This window comes from Maribacter sp. 1_2014MBL_MicDiv (assembly GCF_001865655.1).
In the GTDB taxonomy this organism is placed as follows: domain Bacteria; phylum Bacteroidota; class Bacteroidia; order Flavobacteriales; family Flavobacteriaceae; genus Maribacter; species Maribacter dokdonensis.
This window is the reverse complement of sequence record NZ_CP011318.1, coordinates 4,149,071-4,162,539: the sequence shown is the minus strand read 5'-3', so window position 1 is coordinate 4,162,539 and position 13,469 is coordinate 4,149,071. Positions and strand designations below refer to the sequence as shown.

Sequence of the window (13,469 nt, the reverse complement as noted above, 5' to 3'; positions counted from 1 at the left end):
TAAGTACTAATTATCTATACCCTTCATTTTGAAATTGTGAATATCTATTGCTTTTTTTAAGGTTGCAAACTATGACTAAGAAGTATATTTAGCACCCCAAAAAAAAATATAAGATATGAGTGCAACGTGGTACGAGTGTAAAATAAAATATAGAAAATTAGATGATGCATCTGGAATGTTAAAGGTGAAAACCGAGCCATTTTTGGTAGATGCAATTTCTTATACCGAAGCAGAAAGTAGAATTACGGAAGAAATGTCCGCTTACCTAAGCGATACGGAAGAAATAAAGATTACGAATATAAAGGTTGCAAATTTTGCAGAAATTCATCCCTTTGAAAATTCGGACAGATGGTTCAAATCAAAAGTATCATTAATTGCTTTTGACGAAGAAAGTGGTAAAGAACGCAAGACCAATATGTACCTTTTAGTTCAGGCCAATGACGTAAAAGAAGCATATGACAATACCATTAGTGTTATGAAAGATACTATGGGTGAATATTCTGTTCCTTCCATATCAGAATCACCTATTATGGACGTGTTCCCTTACTTTTCTGGCGAAGAGGATGATATGGAACGTGTTGCAAAATTTAATACGGTAAAAGACTCTATACCCGTAGATAATACTATGGATGAGGAGTTAGAACTTAGCGATGCGATATCAAGTGAAGAATAGAAATTTCTATTTAAAATATAAAAAGGAGGACTAATGAAGTCCTCCTTTTTGTTTATAGAAAGTGTATACTGATTACTTCATTATTAGCACATCATTAATAACGTGTACTACCCCATTGGAAGCATCTACATTACCTAAAACAATTTCTGTTCTATTACCTTTTTCATCCTTTAAGTTGATTTTATCACCCTTTAAGCTTGCGGTCAAATCTTTACCTCCAACGGTTGTAAAGGTATATTTTCCGTTGGCTCCGTTAATAGCCTCTACAAGCTTGTCGCTAGTAATTACACCAGATACAACGTGGTATTGTAATACTTGAGTCAACATCTCTTTGTTCTCTGGTTTACCCAATTCTGCAATTGACATTTTTTTAGGAAGCTTTTCAAATGCATTATTAGATGGGGCAAATACGGTATAGCTACCAGGTTCTGATAACATTTGGTCTAAATCTGCCGCTTTAAGCGCAGATACCAATGTGCTTAGCTCTTCATTTTTACTGGCAACCGCTGCAATACTTGTTGCCATCATTTCTTTCTTTTTGGCTTCTTCCTGCATCCTTGTTTCTTCAGCTTTCATTTCAGCCTCCTCCATGGCTACTTTTTCTTCCATAGCTTTTTTATCGGCATCTTTTTTCTTTTGATCGTTACAAGATGCAAATGCCAATACCGCAAATGTCATTAGTGCAAAATTTTTGATATTTCTAGTTTTCATAATTTTTGTTTTTATCTATTAAAATTAAAAGCTCGGCGCAAATTGCCCCGAGCATTTTTTACTTATACCGGAACTTTGTCAGTATGTTCCCTTCTATCCCAGTTTCTATGTTTGGCGATACTTTTAATGAATTTATCTGTTGAATCGTTGATATGTACGGCGCCATCTTCTTTAAAGTTAGCTACGAACGTATAATCTAATACATTTTCACCTTCCTTATCTGCTGCAATTGCCTTGCAGTATTTGAAAGTTTCATTAATGAATTTTATATATTTTCCATTTTCAATAATGGTGCTAACGGACTTTTCACCACCAGGAATGTAAATGGCATCGAAAAGAACACTTTCTGTTGTTGCAATTGCTGCATCTACTTTATGTTCCTTTCCTTTATCACATTTAATGGTGCCACCATGTGGAGCAACAATTTTTAACATAGCACCTTCTTTTTCCAATGCTTCTTTAATTGGAGAATAATCGCTCATGCTAAAACCATCTGCGGCTAAAATTGCAATTTGTCTTGTGGCAATGCTATCGAATTTGGTGTGCGCCATGCTAAGGGCTTTAGATTTTTCTAAATAGATTTTCTTTTTTCCTGGTTGGTGCTTTTTCACATCGGCATCAGCACCAATTGCTTGATTTATTGGTTGCTCTATTTCTTTTGGAATATCCATTCCCAGTCCTTCCCCTACCTTATTGGCAAGATCCGTATCTATTTGTGCTATCAACCATAACATACGTTCTTTAATATGTTCATGGTTACATTTGCCCAACTCAAAAGTATATGCAGCTGCAACATGTTCTTTTTCCCAATCTGCCAAACTTCTATAAAATAGCGCTGGTTGAGAAAAATGATCGCTAAAGCTTTCGCTACGTGTTCTTATTTTTTTGGCATCTATACGTTCTTCATATGAATGAAATGCTCCCTCTACCATTTTGGATAAATGAGGACAACCACCACTTAAACTATTTGGAAAATAAGCTGTTTGTCCTTTTGGAATTTCCATTTGCATGTGGGCATCACGTTGATTGTTATGTGTGTCCGCTACAGGTCTATTAATGGGAATTTGATGAAAATTTGGGCTGCCTAATCGGGATAATTGTGTGTCTCTATATGAGAATAATCGCCCCTGTAATAATGGATCGTTTGTAAAATCGATTCCCGGTACTATGTGTCCGGGTAAAAATGCTACTTGCTCCGTTTCTGCGAAAAAGTTATCAGGATTTCTGTTCAAGGTCATTTTACCAATAATTTTTACCGGTACCATTTCCTCTGGTATCAATTTAGTGGGGTCTAAAAGGTCAAAGTCATATTTATGTTCATCTGCTTCTGGAATAATCTGTAGACCTAATTCCCATTCAGGGTACTGCCCTGCTTCAATGGCATCCCATAAATCCCTTCTATGAAAATCTGGATCGGCACCGTTAATTTTTACGGCTTCTTCCCATGTTACAGAATGTACCCCTAAAGTTGGTTTCCAATGAAATTTCACAAAATGCGCCTCCCCTTTGTCATTGATCAATCTAAAGGTATGAATACCGAACCCTTCCATCATTCGCAAGCTTCTTGGAATAGCTCTATCGCTCATTGCCCAAATATGATTGTGCAACGTTTCTGTAGTCAGTGAGACAAAATCGTAGAATGTATCATGAGCAGATGCAGCTTGTGGAATCTCTTTATTAGGCTCTGGTTTAACCGAATGTATTAGATCGGGAAACTTCATGGCATCTTGAATAAAGAATATGGGCATGTTGTTTCCAACAAGGTCCCACGTGCCCTCTTGTGTATAGAATTTTACGGCAAACCCTCTTACATCTCTGGCTAAATCAGGTGATCCCTTTGATCCAGCAACTGTAGAAAAACGAACGAATACGGGTGTTTTGCGTTTAGTATCCGTAAAAATACCCGCTTTACTATACTCTTCTATACTTTCATATAATTCAAAATAACCATGTGCAGCACTACCGCGGGCATGTACAATTCGCTCCGGTATACGCTCATGGTCAAAACTTGTAATTTTCTCTCGTAAAAGAAAATCTTCTAACAAGGTTGATCCTCGTTCGCCTGACTTTAGACTGTTATTGGTGTCGTTTACTTTAAGCCCTTGATTTGTAGTAAGGGGCTTACCTGTCATATCTTTTTTGAAATTTTCTAAGTCCTTAATTTTAGAAGTCTCCTTATTATCTTTTTCCATGGGATAGTGTGTTTTGTTAAGAGCGCTAAAATTATTGCTAACCTATTGTAATTATTAGCTGTGAAAAATTTAAAATGGGCTCAAACCAAAACATACCATATCACCGAATAATATGGATGTAGTAACAATCAATTATCAAATGGCACTTTTAATCACTGTTCATTTAAGAGTAGGCAAGCGAAAACATACCCCCAATTAGAAGGAAGAGAAAAGGGAACGTATTGTGGAGTTTATGATTTTGATAAACTCAATGCAATCAAAAGCAAAAATCTATTGCTTTAAGAATTCAAGGAGTTATTGTTGATATATTCTAAAAACTTAGGTTTGTACTGTTCCGATACTGTAATACGTTGTTTGTTAATGATAATTTGGCTACGCTCTATTACTTCAACATATTTAAGGGCAACTATAAAAGATCTATGAACCCGCATAAATTGGGAAGATGGTAAATCTTCTTCTAGACTTTTAAGACTCATTAAAGTAAGTATAGGCTTAGGATTATCTTTTAGCCATATTTTAATATAATCTTTTAACCCTTCAAAATAAAGTACGTCTGCTAGTTTAATACGCAGTTGTTTATATTCTGATTTTACAAATAGAAATTCCTTTGCTTCAGAAACTTTAGTAGTAGTTGTCTTTCCTTTGACCAAAGTAAACCAATCTAAAGCTTTGTTCGCAGCGGTCAAAAACTCGGCATAGTCAAAAGGTTTCAATAAATAATCCAAGGCCTCAACTTTAAACCCTTCCAAGGCATATTGATCAAAAGCTGTTGTGAAAATGACCCTAGTTTCTTTTGAAAGCATTTTGGAGAATTCCAGTCCCGTTAAATCGGGCATTTGAATATCTAAAAAAAGTAAATCTACCTTTTCCGTATTCAAAAATTGCATGGCCTCAATTGCGCTATTGCATTTCTTTTTAAGGGTTAAATAAGGTGTTTTATCAACATAACTTTCCACAAGATTAACCGCCATAGGTTCATCGTCAACAATCATGCAAGTAATTTCAATTGCTTCCATTTTACGTTATAATTTTTAGGTACACCGAATAAATACCATCTTTGATTTCCTGAACAAACTCATGTTTATTTGGGTATAGCAAATGTAACCTCTTTTCCAAGTTAGGTAGCCCAATACCGGAACCACTTTTATCAGTTTCCTCTTTTGGAAAGTTATAATTTTCTATTTGAAAAATTACACTGCTATCTTGCGTAATCATATCTATTGAAATGACACTTTCTTTATTTGCAGAAACCCCATGTTTAAAAGCGTTCTCTATTAGAGAAATAAATAACAAAGGAGCTATATTTATTTGTGGTTCACTTATAGGGAAACTAGATTCCACTGTTGTCTTATCGGTCAACCGTAATTTCATTAATTCAATATACTTTCTCATGAATTCTATTTCTTTAGAAAGTGGTACCATCTCGGTATTGGTTTCATAAAGTAGGTAGCGCATAAGCTTACCTAAACTATGAATGGTAGACTTGGCTTTATCAGGAGAAATATCTACTAATGAATAGATGTTGTTCAATGAATTAAAGAAAAAATGCGGCTGTAATTGGTATCGCAAGTGCTGTAACTCTGTCTGTAACTTAAAATTATCCGCTTCTTTACGTTCCGCCTCTGTTCTTACCCATCTTTTAGTGGTCTTAATGGCAATAGAAAAAAGTAGCGGTGCCGCATAAGTCAACATTTGTATATAAATGAACAATTTAAATGGTGGACCTACTCTTTCATTTTCCGGCGGACGATTCTTTATAAGCATACTGAAAAAGTTATCTTCAATAAACTCTTTCGCCAACATAAAAAATCCAATGATAATAATATTAAGAACTACGAAAATCAGTGTTTTTTTTGCAAATAGAAACTTATCGATCAGAATAAAAAAATTGAGATAAAATATGATTGCATAGAACAATACAGGTATTAGAAAATGGGCAATAAGTCTGCCGGTTTCTAAATTTTGCCCGTACGATAACGCAAAGGGTATACTGAACAGCACCAACCAAATGAGAAGGTGCTGGGCAATTATAATATTTTTATTCTTATACATAACTTATTATTCGTAGCGTAATGCTGTAATCGGGTCTAAAGCAGAAGCCTTTCTTGCTGGGTACCAACCAAAGAAAATACCGGTAACTGCACAAACTGCAAATGATATTATTATGGAATACATAGCAACACTCGTGGGCCAATGTAAGAACTTTTCTATAAAAACAGTAGCTCCAAGGCCTAAGATTACACCAATGATTCCTCCAGTAATGCTAATTAATACAGCTTCTATTAAAAATTGCATAAGAATATCCGATCCTTTGCCACCTACTGCCATACGAAGTCCAATTTCCTTGGTTCTTTCTTTCACGGAAACATACATGATATTCATGATACCAATACCACCGATCAATAAGGATATACTTGCTACTGCTACTAATAATACGGTAAGCATTTCACTGGTGGAGCTAAAAGTAGATATCAATTCTTCCATGGAACGTACGGAAAAATCATCATCTTCATTATCCATTAATTTGTGTTCGTTACGAAGAATATCCGTTACCTTTATCACCGCATCGGGTGCATCATCTTCACTAACCGCAGATGCCATAATCTGATTCAGATAATCTATTGCCAAAATTCTTTTTTGTACCGTGGTGTATGGGGCTATAACAACATCATCTTGGTCTTGCCCAAAAGTATTTTCACCTTTTTCCTCTAAAACACCAATAACTTTGAACGGTATATTATCAAAACGTATCATTTGCCCAACGGGATCTTGACCATCTGGAAAAACATTGTCAACTACGGTTTGCCCCAACACCACAACCTTTGAAGCTGATTTCACTTCCGCATCCGTAAACATGCTTCCGCTTTGTAACCCCACCACTTTAATGTCCAAATATTCTGGGTTTACACCATAAATGGTACTTGGCCAGTTGTTAGCACCGCTAATAACTTGTCCGCCACCGTTCACTACGGGAGTAATGTAACTTAATAATGTAGATTTCTCTTTTATGACATCATAATTTTTAAGTGTTAAGGTCTGTACATCTCCTCCACTACCCCTTGCAGGTCCCCTATCATCGGTTCCGGGGCGTATAGTTATCATGTTGGATCCCATACTAGAAATAGTGCTTCTAATACTTTCTTTTGAGCCCTCACCAATGGCGAGCATGGCAATTACAGATGCTACACCTATAATAATACCCAACATAGTAAGTAAAGTTCTAACTTTGTTTAGAACAATAGCTTTATATGCGATTTTAAGTAGATTTAATATTCTCATAATCAATGATCTTGTTGTGGTAGTTTAGCCAGTTCGGCAGCAGCTGATTGAATGTTGTTATTCTTGTAATCCTGAATGATATTTCCATCTTTCAAAACAATGGTTCTATTGCTAAAAGTCGCAATATCGGGCTCATGGGTAACAAAGGTTATTGTAATGCCTTGGCTGTTCAGGTCTTGGAATAAAGACATGATTTCGTAAGACGTTCTAGTATCTAGATTACCGGTAGCTTCATCTGCCAATATCATAACGGGATTGTTTACCAGAGATCTGGCAATGGCAACACGTTGTTGCTGCCCCCCGGAGAGTTGAGATGGTGTGTGATATAGCCTTTCGCCCAGACCAACCATTTGCAGTGCATGTATGGCACGTTCTCTACGCTCTTCATTACTTACGGCGCTATTATAGAGTAGCGGTAACTCAACATTTTCTATGGCAGATGTTCTTGCCAATAAATTATAGGATTGAAAAATGAATCCTATTTTTTCGTTTCTGATGGTCGCTAATTGGTTTCTGCTTAAATCTTTCATGCTCACACCATCAATCTCATATGTTCCTGAGGTGGGTTGATCCAAACAACCTAAAATGTTCAACATAGTACTTTTACCGGAGCCACTAGATCCCATTATGGTAACGAACTCACCTTCTTTTATGGTAAATGAAATACCTCTTAAGGCATGAACAGTTTCATTACCCATGGTAAACTCGCGCTTTAAATCTTGAATTTTTATAATTTCCTTGCTCATGATCTTTATCTTTTACCTCCCGGTGGTTTTGGCATAAACGGACTTTCTTCTGAGTTTCCGGTCAGCGGACCAGTTATTGTGGATTCAGATTTTAAGTTGTACACCAATTTATCACCCTCATTAATACCACTTAAAACTTGTACGTTTACCCCATCACTTGCCCCTAAGGTCACTTCCTTAGGCGAAATAGCGCCATTAGATTCCATAACCCATACCTTTGTAGAGCCTTCATCAGAATTATTAGGTCCACCTTGAGGTCTTTCCATAGCTAAGTTTTCCTGTTCATTATAAACCATCATTTCAGGTGGCGTGGGTTTAAAATTGATGGCCTTAGCTTCTACCGATAGCACATCTTTTAACTCTAAAGTGTAAATGGAAATCGTAGCCGTAAGTCCGGGTTTTAATCTTAAGTCAGGGTTATCCGCTTTTATCACCACGGTATATGTAACTACATTTGAAGTAATGGTTGGGTCTAATCTTACTTGTGTAACCGTGCCTTCAAATTCTTGGCCTTGGTATGCATCAACAGTAAAGCTTACACGCTGCCCCTCTTCTACCACTCCTATATCAGCCTCATCAACATCTGCTTCAACTTGCATCTCCTTTAAATCTTGTGCTATGGTAAATAATGTAGGAGTACTATAACTTGCCGCTACCGTTTGTCCTTCTTCAATATCTCTTGAAAGTATAACTCCATCTATTGGTGAGTAAATATTGGCATAACCTAAATTTGTTCTCGCCTGTTGTAAGTCGGATAAACGCTGTGTAACCGTACCTTTTGCAGTTTCATAATTGTAAACGGCATCGTCAAAATCAGACTTACTGATGACCTGATTGTCATATAATGTTTTTTGTCTTTCATAAATGGTCTGTAAATAATTACGGTTACTAACTGCGTTGTCATATGATGCTTGAGCTTGCACGGTAGCCGCTTTAAGGTTGGTCTTATCTAATTCGGCAATAAGTTGCCCTTCTTTGACTTCGCTATTGTAATCCACATATATTTTCTCTACCACACCGGATACTTGTGTACCTACATCAACCTGGTTAATGGGTTCTATGGTACCTGTAGCCGTTACCATAGTGGTTACATCTCCTTTTTTGGCCAAAACTGTTTTTGCCTCAATAGCAGTACTGTCGTCGCCTTTCATAAAACTGTAAGCTACAAGGGCTACGATCACTAATGCAATACCGCCTATTATGATTTTGTTTTTATTTTTCATTTTGATTAAAGTTTAATTTCGTTTCCTTGATAGAATTGTAATAATTGATGGTATAGTATGTTTAGATATTTTGATTGTAGGTAATTCTGTTGGGCATTGGTGTAAGTGTTTTGGCTAATTACAAGATCCGTAGTACTTAAATCTCCCAACTCGTATTTCTTTTGTGCAAGATTATAAGATTGTTCAGCGGCTTCTTGTGACGCCTCTGCAGCTACCAATTGTTCTTGTGAAGAAAGTGCGTTCTGGTAAGCGGTTTCCACCTTTTTAATGACCTCTTTTTCTACCGTTTGCTTTTGTATTTCAGCTTTTTCAATATTAAAAATTGCCGTCTGTACAGCAGACTTTGTCTGGTTTCTATTAAAAATTGGAATATTTAAGCTTAAGCCCAATCTTTGGTTAAAGTTGACATCCAATTGATCATAAAAAGTATTGTCGCTAATACTGGTATATCCGGAACCAAGACTCCCTGTTAACGATAATGTAGGTAAGTAACCACCTTTGGCGATTTCCAACTCTTTTTCGTTGATCAGAATATTGGTGTTACTGGCTTCTACTTCCGGCAGGTACGAAAGCGCATTGGTATAAATAGCTTCTCTATTTAATTCAAGGTGAAGTAAATCTTGATTTTCATCAACTGTTTCAATTTCTAAGTCCTCTAAAGGAGATAGCTCCAGTAATTGCTTTAAATCAATGATATTAAGCTCGTAATCATTTTTTGCGGCAATAACATTGTATTTGTTGGTTGCTGCCTGACTTTGCGCTTCAGTATAATCACTTAAGGCAATAGTACCTGCATCTAATCTAGATTTAGCCCTTAGCACTTCTTTTTCAGATGCATCTAAATTATTCTCGGCAATGGTAATACCTTCCTTACTGAATAAGGTTTGTAAGTATGATTCAAGAATACTGATAACAATGTTGTTTTTTGCTTCTTGCGCCAATAAGCTATTCTGTTCTATTAAAAGCTTATTCTGTTTTACTTGATTGGTTAACTGATTTCCTTGAAAAAGTGTTACAGAACTATTGATACCTAAATTGGTACTATGGATCTGATCAGAAACATAGTCGCTGGTAATAGGGTCTATAGATGTACCGCTAGAAAAATTTTGAGAAGCACTACCAAAAAGATTAGGAAGTTTTGCTGATTTTGCCGCGCTATAATCTACCTCTGAAATGCTTGTGTTCAAATCAGCATCTTTTACGGTAATATTGTTTTCAATGGCATATTCAATACAGTCTTCTAAAGACCATATTTTTGATGAGGAATTTGTTTTAACATCTTGAGCAAAACCAAAGTGAGCAAATAAAATGCTAGCTATGATTATAAATTGTTTCATTTAAGGTGTGTTTTTAATTAACACCTCAAAAGTGAAACTTTACACTTCTTTACTAAAAAGGAATAGAAGTCTACCTTTTTTGTTTATACGGAAAGTAAAATTTTATCGACGAATTTTTTTGGCAATTGCCGAATATTTCAACAATTGCCAATATGTAATTAGTTAAGTTGAGCCTTTTGTTTAACCGCCTGTAATTGTTGTTCTAAATCTTTTAAGCGTTCAACCTCTTCGTTACCGGGTATTTTATCTGCACCCCCAACGATATATGATAAATATGCTATTTGTGGTACTAACATCTGCTGTGGATACGCTCCTTCATCATTCTTAATGGCTTTTAATACGCTTTCTAAAGACTCTTTTCTGTCCCCTTTACTTTTTTTGATTTCAGCCTCTAATTTCGATTGAAATTTTCTGGCGTCGGTCAATAAATCCAGTACTTTATATTCAAATGCTAAATGCTCAGCAATAATTTTTTCGTCAATACCTTCATCGGCTAATCGTGGGTCCACTAAAATTTCAAATGGCTGCTCAAATGATTCATTATCAACCGTTAATTTTACAGTATAATTACCTGGTGGTACCATAGGTCCATTTTTGTAACTTCTGGAAGCCTTATCACTCCATGCTCCTTTTTGGCGCATATCCCATTGAAATCTGTTAATGCCTTTTTTAGTATTCAACGTATTATCAAAATAACTGAAAGACATGCTTAAACTCATATTGTCCACTTCTTCTTTTGTGGATTTTGTTTTAGTGGAATCACTGCTAATAGTGGCGATAGTTTGTTTGCTGGCATCCAATATTTCTAATTGTACATTGTTTTTACCATCTTTTGGTAAGTAGTAATCTATAAGTACCCCAGTTGAAGAATAATCAGGAAATCCTTTTGATCTTCTAGGTGTACGGTATCTGATTGTATTATCCGGTTGAAATAATACAGGGGTATCTTTTAACGATGATATTGCATTATTTCTTAAACTGGTGATGTTGTCCAATACCCAAAAGCCGCGGCCCATGGTGCTTAAAACTAAATCACCTCTATAAATTGTAATATCGGTAATTGGTGTTACGGGCAAGTTCTGTTGAAACGGCTTCCAATTTTTACCATCGTTCATGGATACGAACATTCCATATTCAGTACCTGCAAACAATAGCCCTTCTTGAACAGGGTCTTCGCGTAATACTTTGCTGGTATAGTCAGACGGAATTCCGTTGGTCAACAACTCCCAAGTTTTACCATAATCTTCCGTTTTATAGAAATATGGAGTAGTATCCCCCAACAAATGTCTGTCAACGGAGATATACGCTTTCGCGGGATTAAATTGAGATGGCTCAATAGATTCCACTCTACCCCCTATTAGCATTTTCTTAGGCGTTACGTTCGTCCAAGTTTGTCCGCCATCTTGCGTTAAAGAAACTACGCCGTCGTTGGAGCCTGTCCAAATCAATCCTTCTTTTATTTTAGATTCCCTAATAGAATATAAGGTGCTGTAATATTCTTCACCTGTGATATCCCTAGTGATCGGGCTCCCCGAGTTTACTTGTTTGTCGGCCTCAAAAGCGGTTAAATCTGGCGAGATTGTTTCCCAAATAACCCCGTCATTTCTGGTCTTATGTACAAACTGTGAGCCCATATAAACAACATCTGGATCATGTGGTGAGACATGAATTGGTGCTACCCTTTGAAATCTATATTTTAGGTCTTTAGGATTATGCCCATAGATGTTGGATGCTCCAATGGAGTATTCCCTGCCAACTCCCGTAATCTTGTTATAAACACTAAAACGACCTTTACAGTTATTGTAAACAATATTGTGATTACCAGGTTTAGGAATAGTGGGTCCGGTTTCACAACCACCTACATCTATCATGGTCTGTGAGCTTCCTTGTACAGCTGTGGCACTTGGAGCAGAACTAGGTATGGCTATCGTTGTATTATCTTGTTGCGCGCCATAGATCCAATATGGATATTGATCATCCACAGCAACTTGATAGATTTCTGCGGTAGGTTGATTGAATTGAGAAGACCAGGTTTTACCTCCGTTATGAGAAACATTGGCACCGCCGTCATTACATTGAATCAACAAATCTGGATTGTTTGGGTTCAACCAGATATCATGATTGTCACCATGTGGTACGGACATCATTGTCCATGATTTTCCACCATCTGTAGATTTTAAAAGCGGATTGGCATTGGAATAGACAATATCAGGGTTTGTAGGGTCTAGTTCAATATTAGTGTAATAAAAAGGTCTATTTACAAGACCTTTATTGCTTGATGTCTGTACAAAACTTTTACCCTGATCAATAGATTTGTATACTCCGCCCTCATCACCAGGAGCTTCAATTACTGCATAGAGAATACTTGAATCCACGGGGGATACGGCTAAATCTATTTTTCCGATCAAACCCTGTGGTAGTCCCTCTTCCAGTTTTATCCAGTCCTTACCTCCATTGACCGATTTATAAATACCACCTTCTTTATTTTCACCACCAGAGATGATGGTCCACGGAGTTCGTTGTGCTTTCCATGCGGCAGCGTAAACCACATTAGGATTGCCCGGTAACAATTCTAGATCGGCAAATCCTGTAGTATTGGATATATGCAACATTTTTGTCCAAGTAGTTCCACCATCCACTGTTTTGTAAATACCACGTTCTTCATTTGCCTTGAATGCATTACCAATAGCGGCCACCCAAACCACATTACTATTGGTAGGGTCAATTTCTACCGCTCCGATCTGTCCTGCATTTTCAAGTCCTATATGACTCCAGGTTTTACCACCGTCTATAGATTTGTACATGCCTTTTCCACTAATGATATTACTTCGTAATCCATCAGAACCTGTACCAACATATATAATATTAGGGTCGTTTAGCGCAACTTCAATGGCACCTATGGAGGGAGTATCGAAAAATCCATCGGATATATTGTTCCAAGTTGTACCGTAATCATCGGTTTTCCATACACCAGCACCGGATGCACCTAAATAGAAGGTACCTGGTAACATGGGTGTACCTGTAACAGTAGTTACACGACCACCTCTTTGTGGACCAATAGTTCTATATTCCAGTGCAGAAAAGTCTTGGGATAAAAGTGTTGTGGTAAGTAAAATAAACGATACGGAAGTAAGGTAACGAAATAGCGTTTTCATTGTAGTGTACAGATAGGTTGGTTAAAACCTAAAGTTACTTAAACCTAAACGCAAAACATACCGCTAATGTAATTTTTATGATTTTGATAGTATCCAACGGATAAATTGAGATTCATATGGTAAGCAATGGCTATTTTACCTAAAACTATTAAG

At 36.7% G+C, this 13,469-nt stretch carries 10 protein-coding genes; 1 reads left to right on the top strand and 9 read right to left on the bottom strand.

From position 1 onward, the window contains the following. Window positions 1-115 precede the first annotated feature (115 nt). Entirely contained in the window at window positions 116-673 is a 558-nt protein-coding gene (locus YQ22_RS17590; protein ID WP_071342235.1) for a DUF4494 domain-containing protein, read from the top strand. Between the two features lie 72 nt (window positions 674-745). Here YQ22_RS17590 and YQ22_RS17585 read toward each other — a convergent pair whose 3' ends face one another. From YQ22_RS17585 to YQ22_RS17545, 9 genes are all read right to left on the bottom strand, one after another. Beyond that, window positions 746-1,384, bottom strand: coding sequence for a fasciclin domain-containing protein (locus tag YQ22_RS17585; RefSeq protein ID WP_071342234.1), 639 nt, complete (start codon window positions 1,382-1,384; stop codon window positions 746-748). A gap of 62 nt (window positions 1,385-1,446) precedes the next feature. Next, window positions 1,447-3,576 (bottom strand): catalase, encoded by a 2,130-nt coding sequence (locus YQ22_RS17580; protein WP_071342233.1) that lies wholly within the window; start codon window positions 3,574-3,576, stop codon window positions 1,447-1,449. A gap of 278 nt (window positions 3,577-3,854) precedes the next feature. Beyond that, entirely contained in the window at window positions 3,855-4,592 is a 738-nt protein-coding gene (locus YQ22_RS17575) for a LytR/AlgR family response regulator transcription factor (RefSeq protein ID WP_198033496.1), read from the bottom strand. Between the two features lies 1 nt (window position 4,593). Then, window positions 4,594-5,628, bottom strand: coding sequence for a sensor histidine kinase (locus YQ22_RS17570; protein ID WP_071342232.1), 1,035 nt, complete (start codon window positions 5,626-5,628; stop codon window positions 4,594-4,596). A 6-nt stretch (window positions 5,629-5,634) separates the two neighbouring features. Beyond that, on the bottom strand, window positions 5,635-6,855 hold the full coding sequence (locus YQ22_RS17565; protein WP_071342231.1) for an ABC transporter permease: 1,221 nt from the start codon (window positions 6,853-6,855) through the stop codon (window positions 5,635-5,637). Between the two features lie 2 nt (window positions 6,856-6,857). Further along, window positions 6,858-7,601: an ABC transporter ATP-binding protein gene (locus tag YQ22_RS17560; protein ID WP_071342230.1), complete on the bottom strand. Its 744-nt coding sequence runs from the start codon at window positions 7,599-7,601 to the stop codon at window positions 6,858-6,860. Window positions 7,602-7,606: 5 nt separating this feature from the next. Then, window positions 7,607-8,824 carry an efflux RND transporter periplasmic adaptor subunit gene (locus tag YQ22_RS17555; protein WP_071342229.1) on the bottom strand — a complete coding sequence of 406 codons (1,218 nt, stop codon included), beginning with the start codon at window positions 8,822-8,824 and terminating at the stop codon, window positions 7,607-7,609. 5 nt (window positions 8,825-8,829) lie between these two features. After that, on the bottom strand, window positions 8,830-10,161 hold the full coding sequence (locus tag YQ22_RS17550; protein WP_083414291.1) for a TolC family protein: 1,332 nt from the start codon (window positions 10,159-10,161) through the stop codon (window positions 8,830-8,832). 158 nt (window positions 10,162-10,319) lie between these two features. After that, window positions 10,320-13,316 carry a WD40/YVTN/BNR-like repeat-containing protein gene (locus YQ22_RS17545; RefSeq protein WP_071342228.1) on the bottom strand — a complete coding sequence of 999 codons (2,997 nt, stop codon included), beginning with the start codon at window positions 13,314-13,316 and terminating at the stop codon, window positions 10,320-10,322. Window positions 13,317-13,469 lie beyond the last annotated feature (153 nt).

What these genes read in the sequence shown, in the direction of transcription:
- YQ22_RS17590 (WP_071342235.1), top strand. Translation starts at nt 116, where the DNA reads ATGAGTGCAACGTGGTACGAGTGTAAAATAAAATATAGAAAATTAGAT.
- YQ22_RS17570 (WP_071342232.1), bottom strand. Translation starts at nt 5,628, where the DNA reads ATGTATAAGAATAAAAATATTATAATTGCCCAGCACCTTCTCATTTGG.
- YQ22_RS17555 (WP_071342229.1), bottom strand. Translation starts at nt 8,824, where the DNA reads ATGAAAAATAAAAACAAAATCATAATAGGCGGTATTGCATTAGTGATC.
- YQ22_RS17585 (WP_071342234.1), bottom strand. Translation starts at nt 1,384, where the DNA reads ATGAAAACTAGAAATATCAAAAATTTTGCACTAATGACATTTGCGGTA.
- YQ22_RS17545 (WP_071342228.1), bottom strand. Translation starts at nt 13,316, where the DNA reads ATGAAAACGCTATTTCGTTACCTTACTTCCGTATCGTTTATTTTACTT.
- YQ22_RS17580 (WP_071342233.1), bottom strand. Translation starts at nt 3,576, where the DNA reads ATGGAAAAAGATAATAAGGAGACTTCTAAAATTAAGGACTTAGAAAAT.
- YQ22_RS17575 (WP_198033496.1), bottom strand. Translation starts at nt 4,592, where the DNA reads ATGGAAGCAATTGAAATTACTTGCATGATTGTTGACGATGAACCTATG.
- YQ22_RS17565 (WP_071342231.1), bottom strand. Translation starts at nt 6,855, where the DNA reads ATGAGAATATTAAATCTACTTAAAATCGCATATAAAGCTATTGTTCTA.
- YQ22_RS17560 (WP_071342230.1), bottom strand. Translation starts at nt 7,601, where the DNA reads ATGAGCAAGGAAATTATAAAAATTCAAGATTTAAAGCGCGAGTTTACC.
- YQ22_RS17550 (WP_083414291.1), bottom strand. Translation starts at nt 10,161, where the DNA reads ATGAAACAATTTATAATCATAGCTAGCATTTTATTTGCTCACTTTGGT.